The following is a 20362-nucleotide window of genomic DNA, read 5'->3' as shown; positions in this document are numbered from 1 at the left end:
GCCCAATTCATATACAAAGTGAAAACTTTATTCTCATAATTTAACAAATGAAAACTGTTCGTAATATAAGTTGTGAAAAAGGTTATAAACTAAGAATTTACGGAGAAAATATCTATATTCCAAACGTTATTTATAGTTCAAAGGTCAAATTGTTAGAATATAACTTCATTTGCTTTTTAGATGGAATGTCCGTATAATGAGTAGATATTGTTTCTTTTCATGATACTTCGGACAATTGTTTTCCACTAAAAACGAACCTTCCTTATGAACAGTCACGAAACATATAATTTTAATAGATTTTTTATAGATCATTTTTATAGATCAATTGAGATACAAAGGAGATTAACCAAATTGACAACATTTCAAGAATTAGGATTAAGTAGTAAGATCCTGTTTGCGATTGAAAAATTAGGCTTCGAGGAAGCTACACCAATTCAAGCGCAGACTATTCCATTAGCAAAACAAGGCCATGATGTAATTGGTCAAGCGCAAACTGGTACTGGTAAAACTGCCGCTTTTGGTGTTCCATTGCTAGAGAAAATTGATGTAGATAGCAACAATGTTCAAGGACTTGTAATCGCACCTACACGTGAATTAGCAATCCAAGTTGGTGAAGAATTACACAAAATTGGTATGAACAAAGGTGTAAAAATCCTTCCGATCTACGGTGGACAAGACATTAACCGTCAAATGCGTTCATTAAAAAAATTCCCACATATTATTGTTGGAACTCCTGGTCGTATTCAAGACCATATTAACCGTCGTACAATCCGTCTTAATAACGTTAATACAGTGGTATTAGATGAAGCGGATGAAATGTTAAATATGGGATTCATTGAAGATATCGAAGCGATTTTAAAAGAAGTTCCTGAAAACAAACAAACACTTCTTTTCTCTGCTACAATGCCAGATCCAATTCGTCGCATTGCAGAAACTTTTATGACAAATCCTCAAATCGTAAAAGTAAAAGCAAAAGAAGTTACAATGCCTAATATTGAACAACACTTTATTGAAGTTCAAGAAAAGAAAAAATTTGACGTGCTTACACGTTTATTAGATATTCAAACTCCAGAATTAGCAATTATTTTTGGTCGTACAAAACGTCGTGTTGATGAATTATCTGAAGCGTTAAACCTACGTGGTTATGCAGCTGAAGGTATTCATGGTGATTTATCACAAGCAAAACGTGAGCAAGTACTTCGTAAATTTAAATCTGGTTCAATTGACGTTTTAGTTGCAACGGACGTAGCAGCGCGTGGATTAGATATTTCTGGTGTAACACACGTTTATAACTTTGATATTCCTCAAGATCCTGAAAGCTATGTTCACCGTATCGGACGTACAGGTCGTGCTGGAAAATCAGGTATCGCGATGTTATTCATCACTCCGCGTGAGTTTAATCAATTAAAAAATATTGAACGTACAACTAAACGCCGTATGGAACGTATGACTGCACCTACATTGGATGAGGCAATTGAAAGCCAACAACGTATTATTGCTGAAAAATTAACTTCAACAATGGAAAGTGACAACTTAGCATTCTACAAACGTATTGCTGAAGAATTACTTGAAGAACATGATTCAGTAAGTGTTGTTGCAGCTGCTTTAAAAATGCTAACAAAAGAACCAAATGAAACTCCAATCCGTTTAACTGATGAACCACCAATGGTGAAACGTGACCGTGGACGTGGTGGGAACGGCGGAGGTGGATTCCGTCGTGGCGAAAACAAACGTGGCGGAGGAGACAATCGTCGTGGTGGTGGAGACCGCCGTGGAGATAGTCGCCGTGGAGATAGAGACGGAAACCGTGGTGGAAACTTCCGTGGCAAACGTAGTGAAGGTTCTCGCGATGCAAACCGTGGCGGACAACGCAGACACCAAGATAGCAATAAATAAGACAAAATATAAGGCACATGGGATACCCCATGTGCCTTTTTGTATGTGAATACAAATATTCGATGCTCAGACTGACTGAAAACCTTGTCTGTCGAGGCGCAAAGTCTGTTGAAGAACGAAGGTTATCTTAAAAGGTGAGTGCTTGTCATTAGTCTGTATGGTACATGGAAAAATCCATGTACCTATTTCCCCTAACTTAATTCTTATGTTTAAGATAAATACCTGTGTGAATTTGGGCAGATTCCATACACTAATTAAAAACAGATGAGAGTTGGAATAAAAATGCTTGTAAGACTTGGGTATGTCGCAATGAGTATGAATTTACAAAATGCCTCACCTTCAAAAACAATGACGGTTGCACAATTTTTAAAGCAAAAGGATAAAGATGCGGCTATTCGTAAGCTAGAACAAATATCAAAAACTAATATAAATAACTGTTTAAGATTACTTAAGCACAACAAGGCACATGATATATCTTTTTTTCGCCTGAGCAGTAAATTAATCCCTTTAGCAAACCATGAAGAAGTATCAGATTGGAATTACATAAAGCCATTAAAGGAAAGTTTACATGAGTTAGGTAAATTTGCGATTACGAATGAAATGAGGATTGATTTTCACCCAGATCATTTCGTTATCTTAAACTCAACTGATGAAGAGTTATTAAAAACATCGGTAAAAACCTTAAAAATGCATTATCAGCTTTTAAAAGCGATGAAGATTAATACAGAACAACGATGTGTACTCCATGTTGGCGGAGGGTATGATGATAAGGAAAAATCACTGGAACAATTAATAGAGAATTTTAGCCTTGTTCCTGCGCAAATTCAAAAAATGCTAATGTTTGAAAATGATGATACTACCTTTACGTTTGATGAAACATTATTTGCCTGTGAAAAATTAGGAGTACCGCTTGTATTTGACTATCATCATCATCTAGTTAATCATACAAATGAAGATTGGGTAAAAAATTGGAGTTATGCAGTCGATACATGGAAGGCTTCAAGCTTGCCTATGAAAATGCATATATCAAGTCCTAGAGATGAGAAAGACATACGTGCTCATGCTGATTTTGTGGACGCTAACATGTTTGTTACATTTTTAAATGAAATTTATGGCTCGGTTAGGCAAATTGATTGTATGATTGAAGCGAAACAAAAAGATAATGCACTATTTCAATTAATGGATGATCTGAAAGCTCATCCGTCTATTGAAATTATTAATGATTCAAGCTTTTATTTTAAACCGTAGTACTCGAAAGTTAGGGTGAGGAAATATGATCGTAGGTATCGGATTAGATTTAGTAGAAATTGAACGAATGAAAGAAATTATAAGCTCGCAGCCACGGTTTGCGAAAAGGATTTTGACTGAAGCAGAATATGAAATATACGAAAACTTATCAGAACGAAGAAAACTTGAATTTTTATCAGGGAGATTCGCCGCAAAAGAAGCTTGTTCAAAAGCTTTTGGTACAGGAATTGGGAAAGAATTAGGATTTCATGATATTGAAATCTTAAATGACGAAAAAGGTAAGCCTGTTTTAACCGTTGATTTGCCGTTTATACCGTTTTTATCAATTACGCATACTGAACATTATGCTGCCGCTCAAGTGGTCTTACAGCAAATATAATACCTTTTTAAACAGTCACTCATTTGAGTGGCTTTTCTTTTTTCATACTCGACGTAGTTGCTAAATTTTATAGATTAATTAATATGTGTAACTACACCATTGTCTTTACTTACAGACTCACCAATCAGAGAGTTTTCTTTAAATATTTTAAATTAGCTTGTCATGCTAGTCTGCATATTTTAGAGCTTGACCTCATATAGTTCTATGAGGATATGAGAAGCAAGGTTGCAACGTGCATGAATAAATCTAGATTTTACTTCTAAGCTACTCGCGCACATTTATTCATAAGCCTTTGCATAAAATTCTCTTTTTTACAATTTAAGAGGAATAAAGGAGCTGGGGAGATGAAGAAAAAGCTTGTAGCGATGCTTTTGACAATCATGTTAGTATTATCATTGGCTGCATGTGGCAAGAAATCGAAAGATGATGTTGTAGGTTCTCTTAGCAATCAGATGGAAAAAATGAATGGCTATAAGGCCGATGCAACATTAACAATTAATAACGGTAATGATCCTCAAAAGTATGAAGTAGTCATTTGGCATAAAAAGCCTTCTTACTACCGCGTACAATTAAAAAATGCTAAGAGTGATCAAAACCAAATTATTTTAAGAAACAAAGAGGGTGTGTTTGTTTTAACGCCAGCATTGAATAAAAGCTATCGCTTCCAAAGTGATTGGCCATCAAACAGCAGTCAGCCATATTTACCGGAATCATTGGTTAATGACTTAGTACAAGATAAGAATGCAACGTTTAAAACAACTAAGCAAGGATATGTGTTTGAAACAAAAACAAATTACACAAATAGACAATTGCTCCCAACACAAGAAATTACTTTTAATAAAAAAGGTCTGACACCTGAATCAGTAAAACTATTAGATACAGATAAAAATGTTGTGTTGGATGTTAAATTCGATAAAGTACAATACAATGCGAAATTTGATAATGATGCTTTTGATGTGAAGAAAAATATGACAAGCGCTCGTTTAAGTGTACCTACATCTACAAATCCAAATAATGATCCTGATTTATTAGTTACACTTTACCCTAATTATTTAATGAAGGGTGTTGTGTTAGATGATCAACAAGAAGTAAAAACAGATAATGGAGTTCAGGTTATACTTTCATATAAAGGTGATAAAAAATCGTTTACTTTAATTGAGGAAAAAGCACGAATTTCAGAGTCTGGAACAACGATGGAAATCACTGGCGAACCAGTAGATTTAGGTAAAACGGTAGGAGCGTTATCAGATAAGATGATCACATGGTCATACGGTGGAACAGATTTTACAATTGTTTCTAAAAACTTAACTCAAGGTGAGTTAATTCAAGTTGCCCAATCAGTCGGAGATACAGGCACAAAATAATATTTTTTTCAAACTTAAAAGGGCGTGATGATGCTTTATCACGCCTTTTTAAATTTTAAATAAACTATAATTGAGTAGTATATTGGTTGACATTTATAGTAAAATAAGCAAATAATTTTACACATATAAAAAAAGAGTAATGGGTAAATCGATAAGGAAGTGTATATCATGACAGAAACATCATTTTATCGCGACACATGGGTAGAAGTAGATTTAGATGCAATTGAGGAAAACATCAAAAATATTGTATCGCTTTACCCTAATCATCAAGAAATATATGTAGCTTTAAAAGCGAATGCATATGGACATGGTTACGTTGAAGTGGCGAAACAAGCATTAAAGTCTGGAGCAACAAGATTATTAGTTGCTTTTATTGATGAAGGGATTTTTCTGCGTAACGCGGGAATAGAGGCGCCGATTTTAGTGTTAGGAGCAACTAGACCTGAGGATATTAACGTTGCAATCAAGAATAAATTAACTTTAACGGCATATAATGTTGATTGGTTAGAAGGTATTTCTAAAAATCTAAAAAGCACAGATGGTACAATGATTCATATTAAATTTGATACTGGGATGGGTAGATTAGGCCTGAAAACAAAATCTGAATGGGAGCAAGCTGCATCGATCTTACAAAAAAATCCATCAATTATACTGGAAGGTTTGTTTACACATTTCGCTACTGCCGATGAGCTAAATAGATCCTATTTTAATGAGCAAGTAGACAAATTTTACGAATGTATAGAATGGGTTAAGAGCAGTGGATTCTCTCCAGAGCTAATTCATTGTGCAAATAGTGCAGCGGCTGCATTAGAAACTAACTTATTTAATACTGTACGTGTTGGTATTATCATGTATGGTTTAACTCCATCTTTAGAAATAAAACCAATGCTACCATTTACATTAAAACCAGCGCTATCTCTTTATACGAAAATCTCACATATTAAGCAATTACCAGCTAATAGTGGTGTAAGTTATGGTGCAACGTATTTTACTTCTGATTCAGAGTGGATTGCTACGTTACCAGTCGGGTATGCAGATGGCTGGCTTAGAGATATGCAAGGATTTTCTGTGTTGGTTGAAGGTGAAAAGGCAGAAATCGTTGGTAGAGTTTGTATGGATCAGTGTATGATCAAGCTTTCTAAACATTATCCTGTTGGTACAAAAGTGACTTTAATAGGAGAAAGTAAGGATGGAGCGGTAACGGCTGAGGAAGTCGCTACGCATATGAATACAATCAATTATGAAGTAACTTGCCTTATTAATCATAGGGTACCAAGGGTATATAAAAAGAATGGAAATATTAAGTCCATAAGTAATTATCTAGTATCAGATTAATTGTAATTTGATGTATTAAAGTATGAAACACTGTTATTTGGTTAAGATAAACGAAGATATGTGTCTTTCCAATCACTGAAAATAATGATATGATGTAGTATAGGGAGATATATGGGTAATAGTTGATTCTGGAGGTGCTGAAACTTGTCCGAACTAAATGCGACAACTGAAATAACAGTACGTTTACCAAAACACGTAGTAAGCGAACTAGATGGATTAGTAAAGCAAGAAAACGGTAATCGAAATGAGTATATTTATCAAGCGACTAAGATGTTTTTAAAAGATCGTAAAAGACGCCAAAGTCGCGAACAAATGCGACGTGGATACATGGAAATGGCTAAAATCAACTTATTAATATCTTCTGAGTCATTCTATGCTGAGTCTGAAGCGGATTCTAAAGTGGAGCGCTTAGTTAGCGGGGGGTAATCACTTGATAGTAAAACGTGGCGACGTATATTTTGCAGACCTTTCCCCTGTAGTTGGCTCAGAACAAGGTGGAGTTCGTCCGGTTCTCATAATACAAAATGATATCGGTAATCGTTTTAGTCCTACCGTTATAGTCGCTGCGATTACAGCACAAATCCAAAAAGCAAAGCTTCCAACACATGTTGAAATCGATGCTAAAAAATATGGATTTGAACGTGATTCGGTTATACTACTAGAACAAATTCGAACGATTGACAAACAACGATTAACCGATAAGATAACACATCTTGATGATGAGATGATGGATCAGGTTGACGAAGCGTTGCAAATCAGTTTAGGACTTGTTGATTTTTAAAGTTGCTTTTATAGCAGCTTTACCTACATAGATTATAATAAATGTTTTGTAACCCTTTCGTTTTGAAAGGGTTATTTTAGGTCCTTTAAAATTCCCAAAAATTGGAGGCGTTATTTTTGTCACAACAATTGATTAATAAAATTGCATCTGATTTATCGATTACATCTAAACAAGTAGCTACCGTAATTGAACTAAAGGAAGAAGGAAATACGATTCCCTTTATTGCCAGGTATCGAAAAGAAAAAACGGGTTCTCTTGATGAGGTGCAAATTCATTCCATTTTAGAAAAATATGAGTATGCGGTAAATCTTCAAACGAGAAAAGATGAAGTAATCCGTTTAATTGAGGAAAAAGGGAAACTGACTGATGACTTACGTAAAAGTATTACATTAGCTACAAAGCTACAAGAAGTTGAAGATTTATACCGACCATATAAAGAAAAAAGAAGAACTCGCGCTACAGTTGCAAAAGATAAAGGGTTAGAACCTTTTGCAGAATGGTTATTTTCAATGCCAAATGAAGGTTCACTTGCAGATGAAGCGTTAAAATACATAAATGTTGAACTGGAAGTTAATACAGTTGATGAAGTTATTCAAGGTGGAAAAGATATTATTGCGGAATGGATTGCAGACGATGCAACTTATCGAAAGTGGATTCGTGAAGTTACTTTCAAAAAAGGAACGATTGACAGTACGGTAAAAGACTCCGAAAAAGATGAGAAAAAGGTTTATGAAATGTATTACGAGTACTCTGAACCAATTTCAAAAATTGTTCCACATAGAATACTAGCTATGAATCGTGCTGAAAAAGAAGATATTTTAAAAGTTGCAATTCAATCTCCTTTTGATGAGATAATTTTATATTTAGAAAAAAGGGTTATTACAAAGGACACTTTTGTACGACCAATCTTAATGGAAGTCGTTGAAGATGCATATAAAAGATTAATTCAGCCTTCAATTGAAAGAGAGATTCGTAAAGAATTATCCGAAAAAGCTGATTCACACGCGATTAATATTTTCTCAGAAAACTTGCGTTCATTATTACTGCAACCACCATTAAAAGGGAAAATCGTGTTAGGAGTAGACCCTGCATTTCGTACAGGTTGTAAATTAGCAGTAGTAGATGAGACGGGGAAAGTACTCAAAATAGATGTAATTTACCCACATCCTTTCAAAGGAGAAAGGGAAGAGGTTCAAAGAAATAAAAGAGAACAAGCAGTTGCAAAAATTAAAGATATTCTTATCAAATATAAAATTGAAATGATCGCAATTGGAAATGGTACAGCTTCAAGAGAAACAGAGCTATTTATATCTGGAATTTTAAAAGAAATGAAAAATAATACTTACTATGTAATCGTAAATGAAGCTGGCGCAAGTGTTTATTCAGCATCTGAGTTAGCAAGAGAAGAGTTCCCCGATTTCCAAGTTGAGGAACGAAGCGCCGTATCAATTGCAAGAAGACTACAAGATCCGTTAGCAGAACTAGTAAAAATTGATCCGAAGTCTGTTGGGGTAGGATTATATCAACACGATGTATCTCAAAAGAGCTTAAATGAATCATTATCATTTGTTGTTGAAACTTCTGTTAACCAAGTTGGTGTAAATGTAAATACAGCATCAGTTTCACTACTTCAATACGTATCGGGCTTATCCAAAACAGTAGCGAAAAATATTGTTAATTACCGTGACGAAAAAGGGAAAATTACAAACCGAAAAGAGCTTAAAACAATACCGAGATTAGGCGCTAAAACATATGAGCAATGTATTGGATTTTTACGTGTTCTTGAAGGAGATGAGCCTTTAGACCGTACAAGTATTCACCCAGAGAGCTACGTACAAGTAAAAAAATTATTAAAGCAATTAAATTTCTCAACGAGTCAAATTGGTTCGAATGAATTGAAAGAAAAGTTAAAGACTATTAATTTAAAAGAAGTATCAGAGCAACTAGATATTGGTGAAATTACGCTAAAAGATATTTTAGCATCACTAATGCAACCTGAAAGAGATCTACGAGATGAATTAGCAGCACCAATCCTTCGCCAAGATGTTCTTCAAATTGAAGACCTAAAAATAGGGATGGAACTTGAAGGAACAGTAAGAAATGTAGTCGATTTTGGTGCGTTTGTTGACATTGGACTAAAGAACGATGGTCTTGTTCATATTTCTAGAATAAGTAGCAAATTTATTAAGCATCCGCTTGATGTAGTATCAGTTGGACAAGTAATAAAGGTATGGATTGCTGAAGTAGACCAAAAGAAACAAAGAGTAGGTTTATCTATGCTACCAATTGAATCGAAAGAAATCGTTAAAGCTTAATTTTTTGATAATAAAACCAACATTGATTCAATAATTTAATTTGATAACGGTTTTTTTCATAAAATGCTTTTTGAATTTGAGATTTAAGCCAACTAGGCATTACCATGATGAAAACCTCCAACTTAAAAATCTTCGCCCATCTTTTTTTGAGGATGGGCGATGAAATAAATGAGTGAGGGGTAACCTTCCGATACATTGTATAAAAAGGATAACTGTATTGTTCATTTTGATAGTAAAAATTACGCCGATGTAGAGAGATTTACTAAGAGCAGCCCATTTAGCATAAATCGTACTAATAAGATCTTTTGAAATTCTCATTTGTAAGTTTAATGTATGCGCATACCCAAGAATTTGTGAGTTGTTCAGTTATAATTAATAAGAAAAAAAGGATGGCGATTCATAAATGGATAATGAGGAGATACAAAAACTAGTTGAAGAACTATCACTCACATATTTCAATCGACCATTTCTTCACCAAGCTTCTTTCAATACTAGATTGAGGACAACCGGTGGTAGGTATTTATTAAAAACAAGTAATATCGAACTAAATAAGTTTTATTTTGAAGAACACGGAATCGAAGAGTTAAAGGGGATCATATTACACGAGTTGTGTCATTATCATCTTCATATTATGAAGAAAGGATATAAGCACGAAGATAAAGATTTTAAAGAACTGTTAAAAAAGGTAGGTGCTCCTAGGTATTGTAAACCACTAAATTCAATAAAAAAAAGAACGCATTCTTATAAGTATAAATATAGATGTTCAGGGTGTGGGCAAGCCTTCTTAAGAAAAAGAAAAGTGGACCTAAGCCGCTATGTATGTGGTTTATGCAAAAGTCCATTAAAACTATTATAAATAGTGTTGACATCTAATATGCATTTAGTTTATATTAATACTTGTCATCACGTTTTAGCACTTGATGAAAAGATTAGTATTTTTCCGCAGTAGCTCAGTGGTAGAGCACTCGGCTGTTAACCGAGTGGTCGTAGGTTCGAACCCTACCTGCGGAGCCATTATTTTAGAGAAGTACCCAAGTGGCTCAAGGGGCGCCCCTGCTAAGGGTGTAGATCGTTTACGCGGTGCGAGGGTTCGAATCCCTTCTTCTCTGCCATATATACGGCCCGTTGGTCAAGCGGTTAAGACACCGCCCTTTCACGGCGGTAACACGGGTTCGAGTCCCGTACGGGTCACCATTTTATCCTGGAGGATTAGCTCAGCTGGGAGAGCACCTGCCTTACAAGCAGGGGGTCGGCGGTTCGAGCCCGTCATCCTCCACCATTAACTTCATATGGTCCCGTGGTGTAGCGGTTAACATGCCTGCCTGTCACGCAGGAGATCGCCGGTTCGATCCCGGTCGGGACCGCCATTATTTACTACAAATTGTAGTATTTTTTTCTTTATTTGGAGAAAAATAGCAAGAGTGGTTATATGGAGTTAGATTTATAAAAAATATTTTGAAATGTCGGATTGTTTTTATCTTGCGGAGTTAATTCGAGAGGTAGGGCAATACAACATAAAAAAAATCCTGCGGTGTATGTTCATGAAGGTTACTTGTACTTTAGGTAAAGATGAATTCCGAAATTGTCGGATTGTTTTTTATCTTGCGGAGTTAATTCGAGAGGTAAAAGCAATACAACATAAAAAAAAATCCTGCGTTGCAGGTTCATGTAGTTAATTCGAAGGAGTTAGTTCATGATGCTAAATCAATGGGCTATAGCCAAGCGGTAAGGCAACGGATTTTGATTCCGTCATGCCCTGGTTCGAATCCAGGTAGCCCAGCCATTTGTTTTTTGTAAGGTAGAGTATATTTGTATTTTTTTAGAGTGTCGGATTGTTTTTTATCTTGCGGAGTTAATTCGAGAGGTAGGGCAATACAACATAAAAAAAATTCTGCGGTGCAGGTTCATGTAGTTAATTCGTATTCTACAATAAGAAGTATATTGAAATGTCGGATTGTTTTTATCTTGAGGAGCTGATTCGAGAGGTAGGGCAATACAACATAAAAAAAATCCTGCGGTGCAGGTTCATGAAGTTATTTCGTATTCTTGATAAAGATGAGTTTCGAAATGTCGGATTGTTTTTTATCTTGAGGAGTTAATTCAAGAGGTAGGGCAATACAACATAAAAAAAATCCTGCGGTGCAGGTTCATGAAGGTTACTCGGAGAAGTTGATTCATGATGTTATATCAATGGGCTATAGCCAAGCGGTAAGGCAACGGATTTTGATTCCGTCATGCCCTGGTTCGAATCCAGGTAGCCCAGCCATTTTAGTTTTTTTATAAATATGTTTAAGGTAAGGGGATTTGCTTTTATCTTAGGCGCGATCGTGTAAACAGTAAGTTGGTTTAAAAATATATGGTATTTAGTTATACTTGTAATATCTTTATATTACGAGCCATTAGCTCAGTAGGTAGAGCACGAACGAATATGCTACGAAGCGATTACTTCAGCGTACTTGTTGAACTGCTACTTGAATTTCTATCTGAGACAAGGACGTCTAATAGAATGGGCTATATTTTATAAATCGTATTATTATGAGCCATTAGCTCAGTAGGTAGAGCATCTGACTTTTAATCAGAGGGTCGAAGGTTCGAATCCTTCATGGCTCACTTTTGTTTATTCGCGGTCGTGGCGGAATGGCAGACGCGCTAGGTTGAGGGCCTAGTGGAGGTTTCTCCGTGGAGGTTCAAGTCCTCTCGGCCGCATCAAATTATATATAAAAGTAATAAGGCTTCTACGTAATGTAGAGGCCTTTTTGTGTTTAAAAATTTTATGACGTTTATAGACTAGTTGGTCAAGGTACTTAACTCTAGAAGTATAGGAAAACCGTTTCCCAATAGCATTGTTTGATTAGGAATCTGGGATTTGTAGAATTTGAAAATGAATATTAAAAATTTTTAAAATTTATTGTGTTTTATGTTATTCTTGATTATAATACAAAGCATAACAAATAAAATAACTTTAAGAGAAAGGAGGTAATCAATGAAAATAGCAGGGATGAATATTACATTCAAGCATTATCCTATCCAATATTTTTTGGATTGTATGGACCAATTAGGCATCAGTAGCATTGAATTATGGGCTGGTGAACCACACCTCTATGTTTATAGAAACTTGCTTTGCAATTTGAGAAAGATAAAGAAAGAAATTAAAGCTAGAAGTATGGAAATAGTCTGCTATACTCCAGAACAATGCATTTATCCTTACAACCTTGCTGCTTCAGATTCGAATTGGCGAAAAACGAGTATTGATTATTTTATTGAAAATATTCACTCTGCTGTGGAATTGGAGACGGAAAAGATGCTAATTACTTCAGGAATAGGTGATTTCTCCTTAACAAAAGAAGAATCGTGGAAATATGCAAGTGAATCAATATATCAAATTACAAAGGTGGCGGAGCACGAGGGTATCACGCTTGCACTTGAACCATTAACAAGATTCGAATCTAATTTAATTATTAATACGCGGGGATTAAAGAGAATGATTGAAGAAATAAAATCCCCTAATTTAAAAGGGATGATTGATACCGTTGCAATGAACCTGGCGGGTGAAACACCAGATGATTATTTTTTATTGCTTCCTGAGTTATGTCATTTCCATTTAATAGATGGTGATAGCAAGTCAGATTCTCATCTTGCATTAGATGATGGTAATTTACAATGGAGAGAATATGTAAAAAGCGTTCAAAAGCACCAATACGATGGGGCATGCACCCTTGAAATTATGGGGTCAACTTACTATCAAAATCCACTAGATGCTGTTAAAAAATCCTTAGTGAAACTAAATGAATTAGGAATTGTATAATCTAAAAATTTGGAGGAGCCCTTTATGAGTAATACTACGCTTACACGAAAGCTCGGATTTTGGTCGGCATTAGCAATTGCTGTTGGTACGACCGTAGGATCAGGTATATTTGTCTCGTCTGGTGATGTAGCAAAAGCAGCGGGAACCCCTTCTATTTCTATTTTAGCTTGGCTTATTGGCGGTATTATTGCTATTCCGCAAGTAATGGTTCTTGCAGAATTATCAACTGCTTATCCCGAAAATGGAAGCGGTTACGTATATTTGAATAAAGCAGGCTGGAGACCATTAGCCTTTTTATATGGATGGGCAACATTTTGGGCGCTTGACCCACCATCTATTTCTATTATGGCTCTAGCAGTGGTTTCATACTTGGCAAGCTTTTTCCCGTTCTTCTCTGGAGTTGCTGGTAAGTTGTTAGGGGTTGCGATTATTTTAATAATAACTTCAATTCATTATCGAAGTGTAAAAGAGGGCGGGCTTTTTCAAGTGATTATTACTGCTGTGAAAATCATTCCGTTCATTATTGTTATTGTTCTAGGTTTAATGTATATGCACGCGGGGAACTTCTCCTATACGCCTCATGGAGAAGCGGTAAAAACAAGTTTAATTGGGGGTGTCTCTGCCACAACCTGGGCTTATACAGGTATGGCAGCCATTTGTTTTATGGCAGGTGAATTTAAAAATCCGGGAAAAACGCTACCTCGTGCACTGATTAGCTCTGTCTTTATTGTATTAATCTTATATACTTTGCTAGCAGTCTGCGTAATTGGATTGATGCCTTTTAATAAATTGATGAATTCTAGTGCAGCTGTTTCAGATGCGGTTAAGTATATACCAGGACTATCTCATATTGCTTCATCGTTTGTTGCGATTACTGCAATTATAGTTATTTTAGGATCACTAAGTTCCTGTATCATGTTTCAGCCTAGGTTAGAATATGCGATGGCGAAGGACGGGCTGTTTTTCCAACGTTTTGGTCGTGTCCATCCAAAGTATGAAACACCAAGTTTTTCAATTATTGTTCAAGTTACCTATGCATGTATTCTAGTTTTTGCAACCAATTTAACCACTTTACTAGGTTATTTTACATTAATTCAATTAGTAATTAATATTTTGGATTTTGTAGCGGTTTATAAATGCCGTAAGCGGGATGACTATAACCCGATTTACAGGATGCCAATGTGGAGGCTAACAACGATTTTAGCAATTATTGGGGCTTCGTGGCTTGCTTGGGGTACGTTTACTTGGGCTCCATGGCAAGGGATGGTAGCCGCATTTATTGTCATCGCTACCGGACTACCTGTTTACTTTTACTGGGAAAAAAGGTACGGGCCTAATAAGAATAAAGACGGTAATCTAGTAACAAAGAAGAATTCAATTATTTCAGGAAGCTAGTTTACTTATACTAGCTTCCTGATTTTTTGAAAATGCGATTGCTTTATTTGTTATATTTAATTATAATACAAGACATAACAAATATATTTTAGGGGGATCTAACCATGTTAAAATTTGATGAAGCGTTATTTTTAAAACTTGTGGAAAAAGAAGGACTTGCATTTAGAAGTAAAATTGAGGATATCGTCGATTCAATCTGTCAAAAAGGTTACAGCAATCTTTTCCTGATTGGTGCTGGCGGAACTATTGCAATGATGTATCCTTATAAATATATTTTAGAATCAAATTCAACGATCAATGTACATGCTGAAATCGCTGCCGAGTTTATGGTCATGAACAATAAGCAATTTTCAAGGGATTCTGTGTGTATTTTTACTTCTGTTTCAGGGACAACACAAGAAACTGTAGCGGCTGCAGAGTTTTGTAAAGAAAGGGGTGCTACTACAATTGCATTAGTAGCAGAGGCGAATACTCCATTAACGCAGGTAGTGGATTACTGTATCACAACAGGTTCAGAAAAACATTCATTTGATACGTTCTTTATGCTGTTGTACATGGTAGTATTTCGCTTCATGTATAATAACAATGAATTTCCGCAATATGAAAAGTTCACAAAAGAAGTTTCCTTGTTGCCACAAGCGATTTTAGCTGCCGTAAAAGACTTTGATAAAAAGGCTGAGGAATTTGCTATTAAACATAAGGATACAGATTACCATATGATGGTGGGCTCAGGTAACTTATGGGGAAACACTTATTCATACGCAATGTGTATTTTGGAGGAGATGCAATGGATTCATGCAAAATCCATCCATGCAGCGGAGTTTTTCCATGGTACGCTTGAACTGGTAGTTGAGGATACTAGTGTTATTTTACTTAAAGGTGAAGATGAAACAAGACCATTGATGGATCGTGTTGAAAGGTTTGTTGAAAAAATTACGGATCAATTAACCGTAATTGATACAAAGGACTTTGAATTGCTAGGCATTAGTGAGGAATTTAGAAAACACTTTTCTATCAGTATTAACTGGGCAGTTTTAAGTCGAATCAGTGTATACCTTGAAAGGGAAAGAAACCACTCATTAGACCTAAGAAGATACTACCGCAAAGTAGAATATTAAAAAATTTATGGGCACTACATAGTAGTGCTCGTTTCTTAGATTAAAAAGAAGGTTGGGATTAGATGAGAATTGTTACAGTCGGCGATAACTGTATGGATGTCTATCTTGCAAACGAAAAAGTGTATCCCGGAGGAAATCCGGTAAATGTTGCTGTTTACTTAAAGGAGTTAGGGGCAGACTCTTCGTATATCGGCTGGGTTGGAAGTGATTTTTTCGGTGAACAAATGATTAAGTCGATTAAGAGTAAAGGTGTCGATACGTCGTTTATTTCTAAAAAGATAGGAAAAACAGCTGTTACCCATGTTGAATTGGTTAATAATGACCGCCATTTTGGAGATTATGATGAAGGAGTAATGGCTCAGTTCACTTTAACTGATAAGGAACAGGAGTTTATTCAAACCCATCAACTTGTCCATGCTGGTATATGGGGACATGTCGAGGGGTATTATCCACTTTTTAAACAAAAAGGGTTGCTTACTGCATTTGATTTTTCAGACCAGTTAGAGCACGATTTAGTAAGGACACTGCCTAGTTTTGTGGACTATTCCTTTTTTTCTTATAAAAAAGATGATGAATTTATCAGGGGATTTTTAAAAGATGTAAAAACACAAGGTTCCAAGATGACAGTTGCTACGCTTGGAGAAAATGGATCTCTTGCTTTCGATGGCAAACATTTTTATCAATTTGGAATATTAGAAGATAACGTTGTAGATACGATGGGAGCAGGAGATTCTTTCATAGCTGGTTTTCTTTATGGTACTTTACAGGGCCTTTCGATCCAACAGTGTTTGGAATTGGGGACTAAAAAAGCTGCAAAAACAATTGGCTATTTCGGTGCATGGTGACGATAACTAGTCGGCAGTGTATAATAATGTTGAAAAACATTGACGGATAGGATGAAAATTATGAACCTAAATTCTTCAACCCCACAGCCTCTCTATATGCAGATAAGGCAAATGCTACAGAATGATATCCAACAAGGGAAATATAAACCGGATCAACAGATTCCCACAGAAGCTGAGCTTTGTGAAACGTATAATGTCAGTCGAATCACTATTCGAAAGGCCATTGAGGAATTAGTGAAGGATGGTACATTGACACGCATACCACGCAGAGGGACGTTTGTAGCTTCGAATAAGTTTAATAATGAACTGTTATCTGTAAGCGGATTCTCAGAGTTTAGCCACCAACTAGGGATGATTCCAAATTCCCGAATCCTTAGAAGTGAAGTCATCCCGGCACCAAAGGATGTTGCAGAACATCTCAAAGTTGAGGAAGGAAGTCGCGTACTAGAACTTGAGCGACTTATGTATGTGAACGACCGTCCACTTTTTTATGATATTGCACATTACTCACTAATTCGTTTTCCTGATTTGGAAAAGAAAATAGCAACAGACGAATCCACATATAAAGTTCTCTCAAAGGACTATAATACAGAAATTCTAAGCAACGATAAAACCATCGACGTAATCGGTGCGACAAAAGTATATGCCAGTTACCTTGAATGCGATATAGGAGCCAATCTCTTTAAAATCTTAAAAATCGCCTATGATTCAAATGAGGAACCTGTCCACCTTTCAACGTTTATGTGTGAAACGAGTAAAGTAACCTTAACCGTCCATCGCACAAAATAGAGATAATTACTATTTTAAATGGAATACATATATTTATAAAAAAACTCACTTTTGTTTTTATTCAAAAGTGAGTTTTAGCATTAATAATTTGCAGGATTTACCTGGACAGCTTTAAAGTTTTGATTATTATCAGAGTAATGCCACCATTCTTTAGAATAGCCTACAAAACCTACTTGTCTCATTGCCTTATCTATAATTTGATAATACTTTTCTTGTACACTGCTTCGTTTATAGCTTCGAGATGCTCGTGAAGAAAAATCATCGAATTTAGATTGTATTTGTACTTCTTTTCCATCTATAGTACATAGTGTAATATCCACCGTTGCGCCAAGTTGGTGTCCACGGATATTTTTAGGATCAGGTTTAGCTACATAATTCGAATTAGGATATGCATTCCAAAGTGTTTGTTGTGCAGATAAAGGACGATAAGCATCCCATACTTTAATTGTATATCCTTGTTCTTTCAGTATTGCGTTTGCTTTTGCTAATTTTTTTGCTGTGCTTGTCCTAAGTATTGCTTGACTAAAATTATAAATACGTTTGCCAGTAAAGTTATTGGTTGTGTTATATTTCAAGTCAACAATAATACTTTTATCTAATGATTTAACGTTAGTGAACTCCGCCGTCACATATTTCCCATTTATAAATCCTGTTGTTTTTTTAAATTTAATTTTATACCATCCATTGGATTGTTTATTAATAACCGTTAAAAGTTGGCCTTTTTTAACAGCACCAACCAACTTATATGATGTACTTGGCCCACTACGGACATTTAGTTTACTAGCAGTTACAGTATAAACTTTATTTGCTGCATAGGTAGAAGTTGGATTTGTAAAGAAACTTATCGATAGAAATGAAAGAGTTAAAAAAACTAAAAATATCTTCTTAATAATATTCATATTTCACCTTCTTTAATTTTTAAATAATCTGTTAACTATAACCATTATTCTACAGAAAAGCTGATATCACCTTTCATTTTGAAACTATAAAGATAAAATAAAAAAACATTACTGTTAAGTAATGTTTTTTAATTATAATATTGGAGATAAGAGGCGTGAGATAGCTTCTTTTAGCTTGATTATGACTGATCGCTTTTGATATTTTTCAATTGTAAGCTCACTACTATGATTACTATCAAGTAAAAAAAGATTTTGTAGCTCAGAAGCTTTTTCTTCTGAATAGGTAATCGCGTTTATTTCAAAATTTAATTTAAAACTACGTGTATCAATATTCGTAGTTCCTACAGAAGCTACTTCATGATCAACAACGATTGTTTTAGCATGTAAAAAACCATTCTCGTAAAGTAATATCTTTGCGCCATACGATAAAAGTTCTCCAGCGTACGATAGAGATGCCCAATACACGAATGGGTGATCAGGTTTACTTGGAATCATTATTCTTAAATCGATACCGGATAAAATTGCGATTTTGCACGCATCCATAATGCTTGCATCTGGAATAAAATACGGTGTTTGAATATAAACACTTTTTTTGGCAGACATAATTAACTTAACGTACATGTTTTTTAAGTGCTCTGTTTCTGAATTTGGTCCACTTGCAACTATTTGGATAGGGGTACTTCCGATATTTTTTTCATTATTAAATGAGAATTCTTCTATATTATGTACAGGTTGATTAGTAGCCTGTTGCCAGTCTAAAATAAATCTACCTTGAATTTGGTTTACTGATTCTCCCTTTATACGAAAATGAGTGTCTCTCCAATAACCAAATTTCTGATCAATACCAAGATATTCATTTCCAATATTGAACCCTCCTATATAAGCAATTCTTCCATCGATAATACACAGTTTTCTGTGATTCCTATTATTTAATCGAAAATTGATGAGTCTTAAGAATGAAGGGAAGAAAGCTTTTACCTCTCCACCATGCTTAACAAGTTCTTTGAAAAAAGAAGGGGTAATTCTTTTGGAACCAATGTCATCGTAAAGGACTCGTACCTTTACACCTTCTTCTGCTTTTTTTGAAAGTTCATCTCTAAGTTTTTTTCCTAACGAATCTCGCTGGATGATATAGTACTGAATATTAATCTCTTTTTGGGCAAGTTGTATGTCTTTGAATAGAGAATTAAACTTTTCGTGTCCATCTCGAAACGTTTGGATTTCATTATCTGTCGTTAATAAAGCGTTAGCTGATTTTAAATTCATCATAATTAAATGTGAATGCTTTGATAGTAGCTCATCTTGATGAAAACTTTGATCATTATGAATTTTATTAGCTTGGTCTGTAACCGCTAATTGAAGATAGGTTCTTTCTTTAGTAGATAGATGGTAGAAATTTTTTTGTTTTAGCTGCCTACCTAAAAATAAATATAGTAAAAATCCCACTATAGGTATAAAAAGTAAGATCATTAGCCACGCCCATGTGGCGACAACATCTCTTTTTTCGATAAATACTAGTACTCCTGCTAGAAGTATATTAATGATAAGGAGGATTGTAAGAAAATTAATATCCATTTTTCACACTTCCTATTAGTTAGATTACCTTATATTAGTTTAATATCTTTTTTAATGCTCATTAATAATATTTTTTATTTAATAGAACAAAGTATTCGAAAACACTTCATAGTTACTCTAAAACATATTATTTATACCAATTCTTTCACTATAAAATATCAAAGTAAGGAAACTAAGAACTTCTTGGTTATATTAGGAAAGGGGGATGATTTACTTTTATCAGAGCTTGTCTTTAAATAGTACTATAGTAATTCATTTATTGTTGTGTAGTACTATGTCAGAAATGTTAAATATGTACTGATTAAAGCTATATTTATAACTTAAAAAGGCTCTATAAGTCCAGTTAAATCAAATATGTTAATAAAAAGTGGATTACTCGTGATTTTTTTTTATAAAAAATGTTGACATTGATTGTCCGATGCTTTAGTATAGTTTAAGTCACGTCAGACAAGTTAACGAAGTCAACGAAAGCTTATCGTAGTAAGCTTTTAAAGTTTAAAAAACTTTTAAAAAAGTGTTGACATAAACAGTTGGATGTTATAAACTGTAAAAGTCGCTAACGAAGACGACACACTTTACAATATGCGCCCGTAGCTCAATTGGATAGAGCGTTTGACT

Annotated in this window: 17 protein-coding genes and 9 tRNA genes; 23 read left to right on the top strand and 3 right to left on the bottom strand. The window is 35.0% G+C overall.

The window, feature by feature from the left end; genetic code table 11:
* Window positions 1-351: 351 nt before the first annotated feature.
* From EP747_RS21725 to EP747_RS21690, 8 genes are all read left to right on the top strand, one after another.
* Window positions 352-1896, top strand: a complete 1545-nt coding sequence (locus EP747_RS21725) for a DEAD/DEAH box helicase (protein WP_114347030.1) — start codon at window positions 352-354, stop codon at window positions 1894-1896.
* Window positions 1897-2178: 282 nt separating this feature from the next.
* On the top strand, window positions 2179-3144 hold the full coding sequence (uvsE, locus tag EP747_RS21720; RefSeq protein ID WP_129692102.1) for a UV DNA damage repair endonuclease UvsE: 966 nt from the start codon (window positions 2179-2181) through the stop codon (window positions 3142-3144).
* A gap of 25 nt (window positions 3145-3169) precedes the next feature.
* Window positions 3170-3523 (top strand): holo-ACP synthase, encoded by a 354-nt coding sequence (acpS, locus tag EP747_RS21715; protein ID WP_098429684.1) that lies wholly within the window; start codon window positions 3170-3172, stop codon window positions 3521-3523.
* Between the two features lie 344 nt (window positions 3524-3867).
* Window positions 3868-4887, top strand: coding sequence for a LolA family protein (locus EP747_RS21710; RefSeq protein WP_129692101.1), 1020 nt, complete (start codon window positions 3868-3870; stop codon window positions 4885-4887).
* Window positions 4888-5055: 168 nt separating this feature from the next.
* A complete protein-coding gene (gene alr / locus EP747_RS21705) occupies window positions 5056-6222 on the top strand; it encodes an alanine racemase (protein ID WP_129692100.1) in 1167 nt (388 codons plus the stop codon).
* A 144-nt stretch (window positions 6223-6366) separates the two neighbouring features.
* Complete coding sequence (locus EP747_RS21700) at window positions 6367-6648, top strand: CopG family ribbon-helix-helix protein (protein ID WP_069033898.1); 282 nt, start codon at window positions 6367-6369, stop codon at window positions 6646-6648.
* 4 nt (window positions 6649-6652) lie between these two features.
* Complete coding sequence (gene ndoA, locus EP747_RS21695; protein WP_056476047.1) at window positions 6653-7003, top strand: type II toxin-antitoxin system endoribonuclease NdoA; 351 nt, start codon at window positions 6653-6655, stop codon at window positions 7001-7003.
* Window positions 7004-7119: 116 nt separating this feature from the next.
* Window positions 7120-9318: a Tex family protein gene (locus tag EP747_RS21690; protein WP_235832966.1), complete on the top strand. Its 2199-nt coding sequence runs from the start codon at window positions 7120-7122 to the stop codon at window positions 9316-9318.
* Here the strand turns inward: EP747_RS21690 and cmpA are convergent.
* Entirely contained in the window at window positions 9308-9418 is a 111-nt protein-coding gene (cmpA, locus tag EP747_RS21685; RefSeq protein WP_088014579.1) for a cortex morphogenetic protein CmpA, read from the bottom strand. The genes EP747_RS21690 and cmpA overlap by 11 nt on opposite strands.
* A gap of 303 nt (window positions 9419-9721) precedes the next feature.
* Between cmpA and EP747_RS21680 the strand changes: the two genes are divergently transcribed.
* From EP747_RS21680 to EP747_RS21610, 15 genes are all read left to right on the top strand, one after another.
* Window positions 9722-10174 (top strand): SprT family protein, encoded by a 453-nt coding sequence (locus EP747_RS21680; protein WP_129692098.1) that lies wholly within the window; start codon window positions 9722-9724, stop codon window positions 10172-10174.
* An 83-nt stretch (window positions 10175-10257) separates the two neighbouring features.
* Window positions 10258-10332: transfer RNA gene (locus EP747_RS21675), tRNA-Asn, on the top strand.
* A gap of 7 nt (window positions 10333-10339) precedes the next feature.
* Window positions 10340-10430 (top strand) — tRNA-Ser (locus EP747_RS21670).
* Window positions 10431-10437: 7 nt separating this feature from the next.
* A tRNA-Glu gene (locus EP747_RS21665) sits at window positions 10438-10512 on the top strand.
* A 9-nt stretch (window positions 10513-10521) separates the two neighbouring features.
* Window positions 10522-10597, top strand: a tRNA-Val gene (locus EP747_RS21660).
* Between the two features lie 12 nt (window positions 10598-10609).
* Window positions 10610-10685 (top strand) — tRNA-Asp (locus EP747_RS21655).
* 341 nt (window positions 10686-11026) lie between these two features.
* Window positions 11027-11101, top strand: a tRNA-Gln gene (locus EP747_RS21650).
* Window positions 11102-11509: 408 nt separating this feature from the next.
* Window positions 11510-11584: transfer RNA gene (locus EP747_RS21645), tRNA-Gln, on the top strand.
* 271 nt (window positions 11585-11855) lie between these two features.
* Window positions 11856-11928: transfer RNA gene (locus EP747_RS21640), tRNA-Lys, on the top strand.
* A 13-nt stretch (window positions 11929-11941) separates the two neighbouring features.
* A tRNA-Leu gene (locus EP747_RS21635) sits at window positions 11942-12024 on the top strand.
* Between the two features lie 277 nt (window positions 12025-12301).
* The gene (locus tag EP747_RS21630) at window positions 12302-13123 is read left to right on the top strand and encodes a TIM barrel protein (protein ID WP_129692097.1); all 822 of its coding nucleotides are present in this window, start codon (window positions 12302-12304) and stop codon (window positions 13121-13123) included.
* A gap of 24 nt (window positions 13124-13147) precedes the next feature.
* Entirely contained in the window at window positions 13148-14518 is a 1371-nt protein-coding gene (locus tag EP747_RS21625; protein WP_129692096.1) for an amino acid permease, read from the top strand.
* A gap of 104 nt (window positions 14519-14622) precedes the next feature.
* Window positions 14623-15636 (top strand): SIS domain-containing protein, encoded by a 1014-nt coding sequence (locus tag EP747_RS21620; RefSeq protein WP_129692095.1) that lies wholly within the window; start codon window positions 14623-14625, stop codon window positions 15634-15636.
* Window positions 15637-15698: 62 nt separating this feature from the next.
* Window positions 15699-16481 carry a fructoselysine 6-kinase gene (gene frlD / locus EP747_RS21615; RefSeq protein ID WP_129692094.1) on the top strand — a complete coding sequence of 261 codons (783 nt, stop codon included), beginning with the start codon at window positions 15699-15701 and terminating at the stop codon, window positions 16479-16481.
* Window positions 16482-16541: 60 nt separating this feature from the next.
* Entirely contained in the window at window positions 16542-17270 is a 729-nt protein-coding gene (locus EP747_RS21610) for a GntR family transcriptional regulator (RefSeq protein WP_129692093.1), read from the top strand.
* A gap of 80 nt (window positions 17271-17350) precedes the next feature.
* Here the strand turns inward: EP747_RS21610 and EP747_RS21605 are convergent, their stop codons facing one another.
* Complete coding sequence (locus EP747_RS21605) at window positions 17351-18169, bottom strand: M15 family metallopeptidase (RefSeq protein WP_129692092.1); 819 nt, start codon at window positions 18167-18169, stop codon at window positions 17351-17353.
* A 132-nt stretch (window positions 18170-18301) separates the two neighbouring features.
* Window positions 18302-19744 (bottom strand): cardiolipin synthase, encoded by a 1443-nt coding sequence (gene cls / locus EP747_RS21600; RefSeq protein WP_129692091.1) that lies wholly within the window; start codon window positions 19742-19744, stop codon window positions 18302-18304.
* Window positions 19745-20362 lie beyond the last annotated feature (618 nt).

The sequence above is a fragment of the Gottfriedia acidiceleris genome (assembly GCF_004138285.1).
GTDB classification, from domain to species: Bacteria; Bacillota; Bacilli; order Bacillales; family Bacillaceae_G; genus Gottfriedia; species Gottfriedia acidiceleris_A.
Note: the sequence above shows the minus strand (reverse complement) of the source record. Positions and strands in the feature narration are given on the sequence as shown.